The organism is Mesorhizobium sp. ES1-1, assembly GCF_020164785.1.
In the GTDB taxonomy this organism is placed as follows: domain Bacteria; phylum Pseudomonadota; class Alphaproteobacteria; order Rhizobiales; family Rhizobiaceae; genus Mesorhizobium.
In genome coordinates this window covers 407,316-421,042 of the sequence record NZ_JAIUGX010000003.1, presented here as the reverse complement: position 1 = coordinate 421,042, position 13,727 = coordinate 407,316, and the positions used below count along the sequence as shown (strand labels likewise).

The 13,727-nt window shown below is 63.6% G+C and carries 12 protein-coding genes; 4 read left to right on the top strand and 8 right to left on the bottom strand.

What is annotated here, in order from left to right; all coding sequences use genetic code 11:
* Window positions 1-279: 279 nt before the first annotated feature.
* The 3 genes from LB513_RS07300 to LB513_RS07290 are packed head-to-tail and all read right to left on the bottom strand — an operon-like array spanning window position 280 to window position 3,507.
* Window positions 280-1,281, bottom strand: a complete 1,002-nt coding sequence (locus LB513_RS07300) for a 4-hydroxyproline epimerase (RefSeq protein WP_224662788.1) — start codon at window positions 1,279-1,281, stop codon at window positions 280-282.
* A gap of 15 nt (window positions 1,282-1,296) precedes the next feature.
* The gene (locus LB513_RS07295; RefSeq protein WP_224662787.1) at window positions 1,297-2,553 is read right to left on the bottom strand and encodes an NAD(P)/FAD-dependent oxidoreductase; all 1,257 of its coding nucleotides are present in this window, start codon (window positions 2,551-2,553) and stop codon (window positions 1,297-1,299) included.
* Window positions 2,554-2,613: 60 nt separating this feature from the next.
* Window positions 2,614-3,507 (bottom strand): dihydrodipicolinate synthase family protein, encoded by an 894-nt coding sequence (locus tag LB513_RS07290; RefSeq protein WP_224662786.1) that lies wholly within the window; start codon window positions 3,505-3,507, stop codon window positions 2,614-2,616.
* 68 nt (window positions 3,508-3,575) lie between these two features.
* Between LB513_RS07290 and LB513_RS07285 the strand changes: the two genes are divergently transcribed.
* Complete coding sequence (locus LB513_RS07285; protein WP_224662785.1) at window positions 3,576-4,268, top strand: GntR family transcriptional regulator; 693 nt, start codon at window positions 3,576-3,578, stop codon at window positions 4,266-4,268.
* A 354-nt stretch (window positions 4,269-4,622) separates the two neighbouring features.
* Here the strand turns inward: LB513_RS07285 and LB513_RS07280 are convergent, their stop codons facing one another.
* Window positions 4,623-6,119 carry a CoA-acylating methylmalonate-semialdehyde dehydrogenase gene (locus LB513_RS07280; RefSeq protein WP_224662784.1) on the bottom strand — a complete coding sequence of 499 codons (1,497 nt, stop codon included), beginning with the start codon at window positions 6,117-6,119 and terminating at the stop codon, window positions 4,623-4,625.
* A 158-nt stretch (window positions 6,120-6,277) separates the two neighbouring features.
* Here LB513_RS07280 and LB513_RS07275 point away from each other — a divergent pair, with 158 nt between their 5' ends.
* A complete protein-coding gene (locus LB513_RS07275; protein WP_224662783.1) occupies window positions 6,278-7,159 on the top strand; it encodes a LysR family transcriptional regulator in 882 nt (293 codons plus the stop codon).
* A 27-nt stretch (window positions 7,160-7,186) separates the two neighbouring features.
* Here the strand turns inward: LB513_RS07275 and LB513_RS07270 are convergent, their stop codons facing one another.
* Entirely contained in the window at window positions 7,187-7,894 is a 708-nt protein-coding gene (locus LB513_RS07270; RefSeq protein WP_224662782.1) for a hypothetical protein, read from the bottom strand.
* A gap of 45 nt (window positions 7,895-7,939) precedes the next feature.
* On the opposite strand from LB513_RS07270, the gene LB513_RS07265 reads away from it, so the two are divergent.
* Both LB513_RS07265 and LB513_RS07260 read left to right on the top strand, forming a co-directional pair.
* Window positions 7,940-8,383, top strand: coding sequence for a hypothetical protein (locus LB513_RS07265; RefSeq protein ID WP_224662781.1), 444 nt, complete (start codon window positions 7,940-7,942; stop codon window positions 8,381-8,383).
* Window positions 8,380-10,539: a phospholipase D-like domain-containing protein gene (locus LB513_RS07260; protein WP_224662780.1), complete on the top strand. Its 2,160-nt coding sequence runs from the start codon at window positions 8,380-8,382 to the stop codon at window positions 10,537-10,539. The genes LB513_RS07265 and LB513_RS07260 overlap by 4 nt, the downstream gene beginning before the upstream one ends.
* 12 nt (window positions 10,540-10,551) lie before the next feature.
* On the opposite strand, the gene LB513_RS07255 is transcribed toward LB513_RS07260, so the two are convergent.
* From LB513_RS07255 to LB513_RS07245, 3 genes are all read right to left on the bottom strand, one after another.
* Window positions 10,552-11,808, bottom strand: a complete 1,257-nt coding sequence (locus LB513_RS07255; protein WP_224662779.1) for a D-amino acid dehydrogenase — start codon at window positions 11,806-11,808, stop codon at window positions 10,552-10,554.
* A gap of 78 nt (window positions 11,809-11,886) precedes the next feature.
* Window positions 11,887-13,026, bottom strand: coding sequence for an alanine racemase (alr, locus tag LB513_RS07250; protein WP_224662778.1), 1,140 nt, complete (start codon window positions 13,024-13,026; stop codon window positions 11,887-11,889).
* Between the two features lie 92 nt (window positions 13,027-13,118).
* On the bottom strand, window positions 13,119-13,637 hold the full coding sequence (locus LB513_RS07245; protein ID WP_224662777.1) for an RNA pyrophosphohydrolase: 519 nt from the start codon (window positions 13,635-13,637) through the stop codon (window positions 13,119-13,121).
* Window positions 13,638-13,727: the final 90 nt, after the last annotated feature.

Here is a 13,727-nt window from a genome sequence, read left to right as displayed (position 1 = left end):
CCCTAGTCGTAGAGTTTCGAGCCCGGATTGCAACGTCATTTTTCAATCATTTTGCGCGTTTGCGAGGCACGCCGTCCGATTGCTCGTTTTTCACCGCCCGACCCCTGGACTATCTCGGACCCTATCATTGGCATAACGCAATGTCTTTGACGAATCGAGCGCATGATGCAGCCGAATTCGAAGAAATCATCACACAACGCAGGAGATTGGAAGAATCGTTGCGCTGCTGACACGTTTCATTTTTTCGTCATCTTGCCTTCCCCAAGGTCAGGAATGCTCTCACGCGACCACGAATCCGTGCGCGAACGGGTCTCGGTCGTCGATGAAGATAGTGTTCAATCCGGTCATGCGCGCCCAGCCGCCGATCGACGGAATGATCGCCGGCTTGCCCGCCACTGACACCTCCCTCTCGACCTTGCCCTTGAACAACGAACCGATGATCGATTCATGCACGAAGGCGTCGCCGGTCTTGAGCTTGCCCTTGGCATGAAGCTGCGCCATGCGCGCCGAGGTGCCGGTGCCGCAGGGCGAGCGGTCGATGGCCTTGTCGCCATAGAAGACGGCATTGCGGGCATCCGCCTCCGCCACTGTCGGCTTGCCGGTCCACAACATGTGCGACAGCCTGTTGATGCCAGGGTTTTCCGGATGCACGAAAGTGTATTTCTCGTTCAGCCTTTGCCGGACCACCGGGCTCCAGGCGATGAAGTCGCCGGCGGAATGGTCGGCCATGTCGCGATAATTCGCCTGCGGTTCGACGATGGCGTAGAAATTGCCGCCGTAGGCGACATCCACGGTGATTTCGCCAAGCCCCGGACAGTCGACGGTCAGGCCCTCGGCATAAAGGAACGATGGCACGTTGGTGATGCGCACCTCTTCGACATCGTCGCCCACCTGCGTGTACTCGGCAATGACGAGGCCGGCGGGCGTGTCGAGCCTGAGCACGCCAGGCGTCTTCGGCTTGATCAGCCCATGTTCTATGGCCATCGTCACCGTGCCGATGGTGCCGTGGCCGCACATCGGCAGGCAGCCCGAGGTTTCGATGAACAAGATCGCGATATCGCAATCCTCGCGCGTCGGCGGGTAAAGGATCGAGCCGGACATGACGTCATGGCCGCGTGGCTCGAACATCAGGCCGGTGCGGATCCAGTCATATTCGGCAAGGAAGTGCGCCCGCCGTTCCATCATCGTCGATCCATGCAGCAGCGGACCGCCGCCGGCTACCAGCCTCACCGGATTGCCGCAGGTGTGGCCGTCTATGCAGAAGAAGGATTTCTTGGCCATGAGGCTCCTCGAAAATCAAAACCTTTGGGGACTGAAGGGACCCGGGTCGATCGCCGGAGCTTGCCCGAGGACAAGATCGCGGAGCAAGCGCCCTGTGGCGGCTGCCTGGGTCAGGCCGAGATGGCCATGGCCGAAAGCATAGAAGACATTGCCGGACAGGCGGGACGTGCCGATTACCGGAAGCGAATCCGGCAGCGACGGGCGAAAGCCCATCCATTCGCGGCCGCCGGATGGGTCGAGCCCGGGCAGGAAGCGTCCGGCCTTCTCCAGCATCGCCTTCGATCGGGCGAAGTTCGATGGCCGATCGAGCCCCCCAAGTTCGACCGCCCCGCCGACACGTAGGCCGGTCGAAAGTGGCGTAACGACGAAGCCGTGCCCGGAAAAGATCAGTTGCCGCTTCACGTCGAAGGCAGTCGCCGGCAGCGTCGTGTTGTAACCGCGCTCCGTCTCCAGCGGGATCCGGTCGCCAAGCGGCCTTGCCAGCAGATGGGACCAAGCCCCGGCCGCGATGACCAGCTGCTTCGCCTGCCGGGCCGTGCCATCGGCCAGCCTGAGCGTCGCGCCTTCCCGCCCGGCCCCGACATGCTCGATACGGGCTTTTTCAAAGCGCGCGCCCAACCCCTCGGCATAGGCCCACACCGCCTTTCCGAGCAGCTTCGGATCGTCGACTGTCTTCCATCCCGACACGAAGGTGCCCTTGATGAAGCGTGGCGAGAGGCCGGGCTGCAGCGCCGCGAGTTCATCGCCTGCCACATGGCGGAAGCCGATGCCGAAACGCTCGCGCGCGGCCCAGCCGGAAAGCGAGGCGCGGAATTCGGCCTCGCTTTCATAGAGTTCCAGCGAGCCATCCTCGCGCAGCATCCGCCTGGTGGCGGAGCGGTCGAGCAAGGCCATCCACTCGGCCTCGGCGAGCTTCATCATGCCGGCCTGGGCGGCGAGGCTCGCTTGGTATTTCCCGGGCGCGCCGGCGCGCCAGAAGCGGATCAGCCAGGGCAGGAGCTTCGGCAGATAGGCCGGAGGAATGCTGAGCGGGCCGAGTGGATCGGCGAGCCAACTAGGCAATTGCCGGATCATGCCCTTGTGGGCCAGCGGAAGCACATCGGAGAAGGCAAGGGCGGAAGCATTGCCCGAGCTCGTCTCTTCGCAGATGCCCGTCCGGTCGAAGACCGTGACCTTGCGCCCCGCTTCGGTCAGGAAGACCGCGGCGCAGATGCCGATGATACCGCCACCGATGATGGCGACGTCGAGTTGGGTGCCGCTTTCGCTGCTCAAGTACGGCCACCCATTTTGTAGTGAGGGAGCATGTGAATGAACCCTATGCGAACGCCACTCTCAAAACTGCGGCAGGGTCGGCCGCACCGCGAGTGCGTCCTTGATGATCTTCTCGACCGCCTTGCGGCGCTCGCCAGACAGCGGCTGGCGCGGCATGCGGACCCGGTCGTTGGTTTGGATGGCGAACACTTCGGCAAGTTTGATGTTCTGCACCAGATAGGTCGAAACGTCGAGATCGAGCAATGGCCGGAACCAGCGGTAGATGGCAAGCGCTTCCTCGCGCCGGCCCTGCGTCATCAGCTGATAGATGGCGACCGTCTCCCGCGGGAAGGCGGTGACCAACCCGGCGACCCAGCCGATGGCGCCGACCGACAGGGCCTCGAAGGCGAGATTGTCGACGCCTGTGAACAGGTCATAGCGGCTGCCGAAGCGGTTGATGATCTCGGTCGAACGGCGGATGTCGTCGGACGATTCCTTGATCGCCACGAAGCGCTGGTCCGACGCCAGCTCTTCCATCTGGTCGACGGTCACGTCGACACGATAGGCCAGCCGGTTGGAATAGATCATCACCGGCAGGTCGCCGGCCTGCGCTACGGCGCGCAGGGCCGCCACGGTCTCTTCCGTATTGGTGTGGTAGATCGGGCTCGGCACCACCATCAAGCCATCGGCGCCCTCTTTGGCGGCGCGCTTGGCGATGCTGGCGGCTTCGCGTGTGCCGGCCTCGTTCACCGTCAGCAGCACCGGCTTCTTGCCGGCGACCTTCTGTGCGGTCTTCAAAACCTCGATCTTCTCGTCATGCGACAGCATCGGCCCCTCGCCTAGCGAACCGCAGACGATGATGCCGTCGCAGCCGGCCTCCATCTGGAGGCTGAAGCATCGCTCCATTTCGGCGTGGTCGAGGCGGTCATCCTCGGTGAACTTCGTCGTGACGGCAGGAAAAACTCCGGTCCACATGTCATGTCTCCATCTGATATATCAGTCGTATATTTGTTAACAAATCCGCTGTCAACCCGGATTTCGCTATGATATATCGAGAATATATCAGGAGACCGCATTTGATATCCACGGAAGCAAGGACATCGGCTGAGCCGGCGGCGATCAAGGCCTACCACGTGCTCGAGCATATGATCGTTACGCTGGAACTGGCCCCGGCGAGCTTCGTGACGGAGGGCACGCTGATCGACCGGCTGGGCCTTGGCCGCACCCCGGTGCGTGAGGCGATCCAGCGCCTGGCCTGGGAAGGGCTGCTCGATGTGAGGCCGCGCGCCGGCATCGCGATCGCGCCGCTGCATCCCGGAGACTGGCTGCGTGTACTCGACGCGCGCCGCGGCGTCGAGGTCGTGCTGGCACGCTCCGCGGCGCGCTTCGTCACCCGCGAGGCCGCTGACCTGTTTCACGAAGCCGCCCTCGCCATGCAGAAGGCGGTGATCTCGGGCAATGTGCTCGCCTTCATCCAGGCCGACAAGGCACTAGACGAAGCCCTGGCCCTGGCCGCCGACAATCCGTTCGCCGCAAGGCTCGCCGCTCCTTTGCAGACGCACAGCCGGCGCTTCTGGTTCCGCTATAAGGCCGATACCGGGCTGGCCGAATCCGCCGAGCATCACGTCGCCCTGATCCGCTCGATTCTCGACGGCGACGAGGATGGCGCGGCAAAGGACGCAAAGCGGCTGATGGCGCTGCTGCGCGGCCATGCCGAGACCGCCGCCACGCGATAGGACGGTACCGTCATTCAAGCTGCCGCAGCCGAGGGCGAGGACGCGCAAGCCAAGCAATCGTGCGGCTAGTTCATCGTCGGGATGAGGCACTCGGTGCTGTCCTGATGCCGCCCGCGCGCCCGCCGCCGAAGGCGAGGACGCGCAAGCGAGCAATTGTCCGGCTAGTTCATCGTCGGAATGACGAACTCCGCGCCGTCCTTGATGCCGCCCGCGCGCCCGCAGCCGAAGGCGAGGACGCGCAAGAGAGCAATTGTCCGGCTAGTTCATCGTCGGGATGACGAACTCGACCCCGTCCTTGATGCCGCCGCGCGCCCGCAGCCGAAGGCGAGGACGCGCAAGCGAGCAATTGTTCGGCTAATTCATCGTCGGGATGACGAACTCGGCACCGTCCTTGATGCCGGACGGCCAGCGCGACGTCACCGTCTTGGTCTTGGTGTAGAAGCGGAACGCGTCCGGTCCGTGCTGGTTGAGGTCGCCGAAGGACGAGGCCTTCCAGCCGCCGAATGTGTAGTAGGCGATCGGCACCGGGATCGGCACATTGACGCCGACCATGCCGACCTGGACACGGCTGGCGAAGTCGCGCGCGGCGTCGCCGTCACGCGTGAAGATGGCGACGCCATTGCCCATCTCGTGGTCGTTGGCGAGCTTGATGGCGTTCTCATAGGTCGGCGCGCGCACCACCGAGAGCACCGGCCCGAAAATCTCTTCCTTGTAGATGCGCATGTCCGGCGTGACATTGTCGAACAGGCAGCCGCCCATGTAATAGCCGTTCTCATAGCCCTGCATGGAGAAGCCGCGGCCGTCGACGACCAGCTTGGCGCCTTCGTTGACGCCTGTGTCGACATATCCCTTCACGCGCTCCAGCGCCTGGGCGGTCACCAGCGGGCCGAAATCGGCGGAGGAATCCGTGGACGGGCCGACCTTCAGGCTTTCGACGCGCGGGATCAGCTTTTCCATCAGCCTATCGGCGGTGTCGTTGCCGACGGGAACCGCGACCGAGATGGCCATGCAGCGCTCGCCGGCAGAGCCGTAGCCGGCGCCGATCAACGCATCGACGGTCTGGTCCATGTCGGCGTCGGGCATGATGATCATATGGTTCTTGGCGCCGCCGAAGCATTGCACGCGCTTGCCTGCCGCGGTGCCGCGCGAATAGATGTAATGGGCGATCGGCGTCGAGCCGACGAAGCCGATGGCCTTGATGTCGGGATCGTCGAGGATGGCGTCGACCACCTCCTTGTCGCCATTGACGACGTTCAGGATGCCGGCAGGCAGGCCGGCTTCGAGGAACAGTTCCGCGATGCGCAGTGGCACGCCGGGGTCGCGTTCGGACGGTTTCAGGATGAAGGCGTTGCCGCAGGCGATTGCAGGCGCAATTTTCCAAAGCGGGATCATCGCCGGGAAGTTGAACGGTGTTATGCCGGCGACGACGCCGAGCGGCTGGCGCATCGAATAGACGTCGATGCCGGGGCCGGCGCCATCGGTGAACTCGCCCTTCATCATATGCGGCGCGCCGATGCAGACCTCCACCACTTCGAGGCCGCGCTGGATGTCGCCCTTGGCGTCGGCGATGGTCTTGCCATGCTCCCGCGCCAGGATCTCGGCCAGCTCGTCATATTCCTTGGCGACGAGTTCGAGGAATTTCATCAGCACGCGCACGCGGCGCTGCGGATTGGTGGCCGCCCAGCCAGGCTGCGCCGCCTTGGCGTTCTCGACCGCCGCGCGCAGTTCCGCCTGCGACGCAAGCGCCACCGTGCCGCGCACGGAGCCGTCCATCGGCTGCATTACATCCTGCTTGCGCCCGCTGGTCCCGGCGACACGCTTGCCGCCGATGAAATGACCGTAGTCGATCATGATTTCTCTCCCTGGATTCCGATGCCGCATTGTCCGCCTTTGGCGGGCGAATGGCAACGCGAGGGAGAACGCAACCGTTGTGCGTAGAATAGATATCATTTGACGAGCGGGCATTAATTCTCGCAAGTGGCAGCGCCGAACAATCTGCGAGGAATGCCGTGAACTGGGATGACGTCCGAATCTTCCTGGCCGTGGCGCGCGCCGGCCAGATCCTTGGCGCGGCCAGGCGCCTGGAGCTCAACCATGCCACCGTCTCGCGCCGGGTCGCCGCGCTCGAGGAGGCGCTCCGGGCCAAGCTGTTCCGCCGCCTGACGACGGGGAGCGAACTTACGCCTGCCGGTGAGCGCTTCCTCGACATTGCCGAGCGCATGGAAGCCGACATGATCACCGCGCGGTCGACCGTGGCCGGCGAGGGCGACGATGTCTCGGGCACGGTCCGCATCGGTGCGCCGGACGGTTTCGGCGTCGCCTTCCTGGCCAGGCGGCTGGGCGAACTGACCGCGCTACACCGCGAACTCACCATCCAGCTCGTCCCGGTGCCGCGGTCCTTCTCCCTGTCTCGCCGCGAGGCGGACATCGCCATCACGGTCGAGCGGCCGACGGAAGGCCGGCTGGTGGCGGGAAAGCTGGTCGACTACTCGCTCGGCCTCTTTGCTTCCCGCGCCTATGCACAAGCGCAAGGCTTGCCCAGGACAGCCGCCGAACTCGGCCGGCACACGCTCATCGGCTATGTGCCGGACCTGATCGTCAGCCCCTCGCTCGACTACGCGGCCGAGTTCAGCGCGGACTGGCGCACCAGCTTCGCCATCTCCTCGGCACTTGGCCAGGCCGAAGCGGTGCGCTCCGGCGCCGGCATCGGCATCCTGCACACTTTCGTTGCACGCTCGATGCCGGAACTTGTGGCGGTGGATGTAGTCGCGCCCATCCGTCGGGCCTACTGGCTGGTCTATCATGAATCGGTGAGGCCGCTGCGCCGCATCCAGATCGTCGCCAGCTTCATCACCAGGGCGGTTGAACGGGAGCGCGCGCTGTTTGCCTAATTCCCACGCTGGGCACAAAATGACAGATTACGGCGAGTCCAGAATGAAGGAGTTGGCCACGCGCTCGGCCTTGCCCGCAAGCCGCGTCCACATTTGCGCCACCTGCTCTGCGCTCTCGGCCATGACGCTGCAATTCACGTAGCCGTAGCGCGCGCCTCGGACCGAAAACGCAAATCTGGAATGGCCATAAAAGGTGGTATTGTCCTGCCGCACCGTGAAGTCCACGTCGGCAAGGCGAACAGGATAGTTGTCAGGAAAACTTGCAAGTTTGTCATTGGTGAAATCGGCTGTGGTGAACGAACTGCCGACTGTCTTCTTCCAATTGTGTATCGACCAGTTTTCCATGATTTTGCGCGTATCGGACTGTGAGCCCTTGGCCATTGGAACGTAAAGCGCAGCCGATACCATACAGGTGAGATCGGCAGACTTTACGCTCAGCTTTATCTCTTCTTCGGAAAGCGTCTCGTTGATCCAATCTACAGGAAAGGTCAGCGAGAACCCATTCTTTTGATCATGAACGGTGATGTCGGCGGCATTGGCCCCAACGGAGTAGACCAGAAACCCGACAGTCATGGCAACAAAGCAAAAGCGCATCACTGGTGCTCGCGAAATCCCAAGCGCAACAGCGCCCGGTGAGGTGTGCCGCCACCGAATACCACAATCGGGCGACACACACCGCCTTTTCCTTGCCACAAAACCGGCCAGTGTGACATCGGGCGGGCGATCGCCGGCCACCGGCAAGTCGCCGGTGACATCTCTCGGAAGCTGGCGCGGATAGACATGCGAGCCGTTCTTGCCATCCTGCCGCTGCTCCTAGTGTCCGCATGCGCCAACCCGTGGGCGGAAGTGCCGCAAGCGCAATTGCCCAAGCCGATCCGCTACGCCATGGCCCGCCCATCGCCTTTCGTATTCGACAATTACTGCGGTCCGGGCACCCGCACAGGCGATCTGTCCGCCCCGCCGGTCGACCGTCTCGACTCGGCCTGCCGTACCCATGACGCCTGCTACATCGCCCGCCGCAATCACTGCGACTGCGACGCCGCCCTCCTCGCCTCGGCCAAGGCGATACGTAACGACAGGACGGCCCCTCGCAAGATGCGCGGCGAGGCGGACCTGCTGATCGCCACTTTTACCATCCCTGTCTGCAAGGTCTTCCCGCAAGGTTTCATGCCACCGCGCGACCCGGCGCAATTGAGCGCCATGAAGGCCGGAGCCGCCGGGTGACCGGCCGCGCCTCCATCATCTCCGGCTTGGTTGGGCTGGTTCTCATCGCCCTTGCCGGTTGTGCCGGCACTGGCGGCAATGCCTGCGGCCTCTTGCCAGGACAAAAGGCCTGCAGGCAACCAGCGCTGGCGGCCAGCACGCCCGGGCCGCAAGTGGAAGCCTCACAGTTTTTCGGCGATGCCGGGACCGGCAACTATGAAAGACGGTTCCTTGCCCTGCTCGCCCATCATCAGCTCGGCGCCATGGATCGCGCCAATGGCACCGGTCCCTTTGGGCACGACCGCCACGCAATCCGCAACAGCGACTTCCAGGCAAGCTATCGGACGATGGAGCAATTGGCCGGACCGGTTGGGAGGACACATCCGGATCCGGTCGCTGGCGGCGGTGGCGACGGCTATTTCGCCGCACGCTGGCGGGAATCGCGGCAGACACTCTACATCGACGCGGCGGCGCGGCCTTTGGCAGCCAGGACCTTCGACTTTTCCGGCCTGCAGGCGCGCAGCACCGAGATCGTGGTGCGCCAGGCGGGCAGGCTATCGGTTGAGATCGTGGGCTCGTGCGACGGCGCGCTGGCAATCAAGTCCGGCGCCGGTTCACGCACGATCGCCGCGGGTGCCGCGTTTCGTTTGCGCCTGTCGGGCGAAGACGACGCGGTCAGCCTGTTCCCGAGCCTAGGCTTGAACCGTTGCTTGGTGAGAATCCGCTCCAGCCTCGCCCCCGCGGGGGCACCTCTCACAATCCAGCGTGAGGAAACGGCCGATCCGGCGCTCGCCGCCCTCGACAGCCGCTACCAACGCTGCCCGACACCGGATGCGGCGGACCTCGATGCGCTCGCCCGCGCCTTCTATGCCCCTCGCTGGCTTTCACAGACCTGCGCTATGCCGATCGGCGAGCCTGGGCTGCTGCGCAAGTCGCGTGACGGCTTCAACGCCAAGGTGGAGGCGCTGATGGGCGCGCCGCTTCCCGATGCGGCGATAGACAAGGGCGATCCCGAACTGCCGCTCGATTTCTCCCAGGCGCCGAGATTGAAGTTGATCTATCTGTCGTCACTGGAGTTCAAGGCGGATTTCTCCGGCCGTGTCATCGAACGGCTGATCCGCCATCACGCGGCGCTCGGCACCAAGGTGCGTATCATGGTCACCGACGTGCTGGAACGCGACAAGGACGACGCCATGCTGCATCGCCTGGCGGCGGAATTTCCCAATGTCGAGCTGCAGGAATATCGCTGGCGAGCTGATCCGGGCGCACCGATCGACGAGCAGATTTCACAATTGCACAAGGTCATGCATGTCAAAATGCTGGCGACGCTGGCATTTGATCCCGGTCGTTCGCGTGCCATCATCGGCGGGCGCAACATCCATGATGGCTTCCTCTTCCACCAGCCGATCGACCTGTCGCGCTATCCCAACCTTGAGCAATATGGCAAGACCGACGGGTTCTCGCTCAACTACTATTCGAACTGGAGCGATTTCGACCTTGAATTCACCGATCCCGCCACGGTCGAGACGCTTGCCGCCCATCTTTCGACCCTGTGGCTGCGCGATGCGGACACCAACATGGCGCGGCCCTTTTCGATTCCGGTCCGCTCCGGGCGCCCTCCACTCGGCAGCGCGCGACATTTCATCTCTATCCCCTATGAAGACGGACATGCGCTGGAGGACTATTTCGTCGAATTGATCGATGCGGCGCAACACCATATCCAGATCGTCAATCCCTACCTCAACCTGACGCCGAAGCTCAGCCTCGCCTTCGACAGGGCGCTGGCCCGCGGCGTCAGGATCGATATTGTCGGCCGCATCGACCTCAAGGGCGATATCGGAGGCAAGTTCCTGACCGCGCTCAACAAGCTCTTCGTCGAGAGATATGGCGACCGCATCGACATCCGCGAATTCAAGGCCCCCGATGTCGTGTTGCATTCCAAGATACTGATGATCGATGAGCGGCTGGTGACGATTTCATCGGTCAATCTCAATAACCGCAGCTTCTTACACGATTCCGAGAACGGGATGACGGTCCTCGATCCCGCATTCTACGCCAGGATGAAGCCGGTCTATGACGACTATGTCGCCCACTCCAACCCGGTCTCGACAAGGGTGACCATCCCGTTGGCCTACCGGCTGCTGTTCGACGACGGTTGGGTCAGGCAGGCGTTTTGAGCCTGTCCTGCGCTATCGCTGATAGCGGTCCTGCGCCAAGTCTCTTACGTCGATATCAGGCACACGGCTGGAGATGATGTCGGCCAGCACTTTGGCGGAGCCGCAGGCCATGGTCCAGCCTAGCGTGCCGTGCCCGGTATTGAGATAGAGATTGGACAGTTCGGTGCGGCCGATCAGCGGCGGGCCGTCCGGGGTCATCGGCCGCAACCCGCACCAGAACGTCGCATCCCGCAGGGCGCCGGCACCTGGGAACAAATCGCCGACCGAATGCTCCAGCGTGCGCCGCCGCGATTCATGCAGCCTGAGGTCGAAGCCAGAAATTTCTGCCGTGCCGCCGACCCGGATGCGGTCGCCGAGCCTGGTGATCGCCACCTTGTAGGTCTCGTCCATGACGGTCGACACGGGCGCCGCCGAAGCATCCTGGATCGGTACGGTCATCGAATAGCCCTTCACCGGATAGACCGGGATCGGCCGCTGCATCCGGCGCATGAAGCCCGCCGAATAACTACCAAGTGCCATCACATAGGCATCGGCGGCTCTCCAGCCCTTGCTGGTGCTCATATTATTGACGCGGTTGCGCATGCGCAGCACCCGGTAGATCGTCGTGTCGTATTCGAACTTGACGCCGCGCGCCACGCAGAGTTCGGCCAATTTGTCGGTGAACATCTTGCAGTCGCCGGTCTCGTCCGCGGGCAGCCTGAGGCCGCCGACGAATTTTTCACGCACGCCGGACAGTCCCGGCTCCGCCGCGATGCAACCGTCCTGGTCGAGGATTTCGTAAGGCACGCCGTATTTCTTGAGCACCTCGACGTCGCCACCCGTGCCGTCGAGCTGCTTTTGTGTGCGGAACAATTGCACCGTGCCCTGGGAACGCTCGTCATAGGCGATGCCGGTCGCCTCGCGCAGTGCCTTCAACATGTCGCGGCTGTACTCGGCCAGCGGCACCATGCGCGCCTTGTTGATCGCATAACGCTCGGCCGTGCAGTTGCGCAGCATCTTGACCAGCCATGTCCACATATGCGGGTCGAAGGCCGGCCTCACCACCAGCGGGCCATGCTTCATCAGCAGCCATTTGATCGCCTTCAGCGGAACGCCCGGCCCCGCCCAGGGCGACGCGTACCCCGGTGAAATTTCCCCGGCATTGGCGAAGCTGGTTTCCAGCGCCGGGGCCTTCTGGCGATCGAGCACCGTAACCTCATGGCCGGCCTCGGCGAGATAATAGGCCGTGGTGACACCGATCACGCCACCGCCCAGGACCATGATTCTCATCGTGCGTAACTCCAACCCGCTACCCGAGCCGGGCAGGCTTTGCCCTGTCTGCCGGATTTTGCCGCGTCCGCCAAGAGGCTAGCCATCGACGTATCGCCTGTGGAAGCGCGGGCCGAGGCTGGTCAGGATTTCATAGCCGATGGTGCCGGCGTGGCCAGCAGCGTCGTCGACGCTCTGCGACGGGCCGAGCATGTCGACGAGATCGCCCTCCTTGAGTGTGCCGGGTGGCAATGCTGAGATGTCGAGTATGATCGAATCCATCGACACCCGCCCGAGAAAGGGCAAGCGCACGCCCCCGAACCAGGCTGCCGACGCCGCCCGCCGGTGCCAGCCATCGGCGTAGCCAAGCGAGATCGTCGCCGCTGTCATGGGAGCCGCCGCGTGGAACGTGTGGCCATAGCCGACGCCAGCCCCGGCTTCCAACAGCCGAGTCTGCACGACCTTCGCCTGCAGTCCCACCACCGGCAGCATCGGGTTCGGCTCCGACGGCGTCGGATTGATTCCGTAAAGCGCAGCCCCCGGCCGGGCAAGATCGTAATGAAAGCTTTGCCCGAGAAAGATGCCGGAAGAATTGGCGAGCGTGGCTGGCGCTGCCGGCAACATCAGGCGCATGCGCTCGAAAGCCAGCCGCTGCCGCTCATTGGCGGGATTGTCCGGCTCGTCGGCGCAGGCGAGATGGCTCATCACCAGGCGGATGTCGATGCCCTCGAAGGCCCGCGGATCAGCGCCGATGCGCTCCACATCCCCTGAAGCCATGCCGAGCCGCGACATGCCGCTATCGACCTGGACCGCCGCCGGCAGCCTGCGCCCGGCTCCACGGGCGGCTGTCCGCCACGCAGCCAGCTGTTCGGGGCTGTTGATGACAGCGGAAAGATCAGCCGCGACCGCGTCCCGCTCCGCCCCAGGTGGGATGCCGTTCAGCACGAAAACGCTGGCGCCCGGACCAAGCACATTGCGCAGGGCGACCCCTTCGCCAAGCAGCGCCACGAAGAAGCTATCGCAGCCTTCTTTCATGAGTGCGGCCGCCACATGGCCCGCCCCAAGCCCATATCCATCGGCCTTGACCACGCCAGCGCATCGCACCCCGTTCAATCGTGTCGTCAGCCGCCGATAATTCTCCCGGATCGCGCCAAGGTCGATGGTGAGAATGGCCCCGGCAGCCGCCGCGCTTGCTGCGGTGGAACCCTCGGGCGGCGTGCTCTTGGAGGCGTCGTCCATGGCGACCCTTCTCGTGGCGGATAGACATCATTAGGTCCGCCGCGTCGGCACTTCAACCAAGGGCGGTCGCGCCAGCAGCCGGCGTCGCGGAATTATCGCGCCAGATGCTGGAAGGCCGACACGACGTCTTCATAGACATGCCGCTTGAAAGGCACGATCAGATCGGGAAGGTCGCGCATTGGCCGCCAAGCCCAATCGTCGAATTCCGCCGTATGACCGCCTGGCGGCGGATTGATCTGGATTTCCTTCGACTCGCCGTGGAAGCGAAAAGCGAACCATTTCTGCGTCTGGCCGCGATACCGGCCCTTGAAGGCGACGCCGACGAGATGTTCCGGCAAATCATAATTGATCCAGTCCGGCGCCTCGGCCAGCAGCGAGACGCTGCGCATGCCGGTCTCCTCATAAAGCTCCCGCTCGGCCGCCTGCAGCGGTTGCTCGCCCTTGTCGATACCGCCCTGGGGCATCTGCCACAGTTGCGTCGTACCGGCGAACTCGCTGTCCGCTTCGGCGATGCGGTGCCCCACCCAGACCATGCCATCAGCGTTGAGGATCATCAGCCCGACACAAGGCCGGTAGGGCAGCGTTTCAGGATCGATTTTTTTCTTCGCCATCGTCGGACCTTGGTGAATGGTGAATGGTGAATGGTGAATGGTGAATGGTGAATGGTGAATGGTGAATGGTGAATGGTGAATGGTGAATGG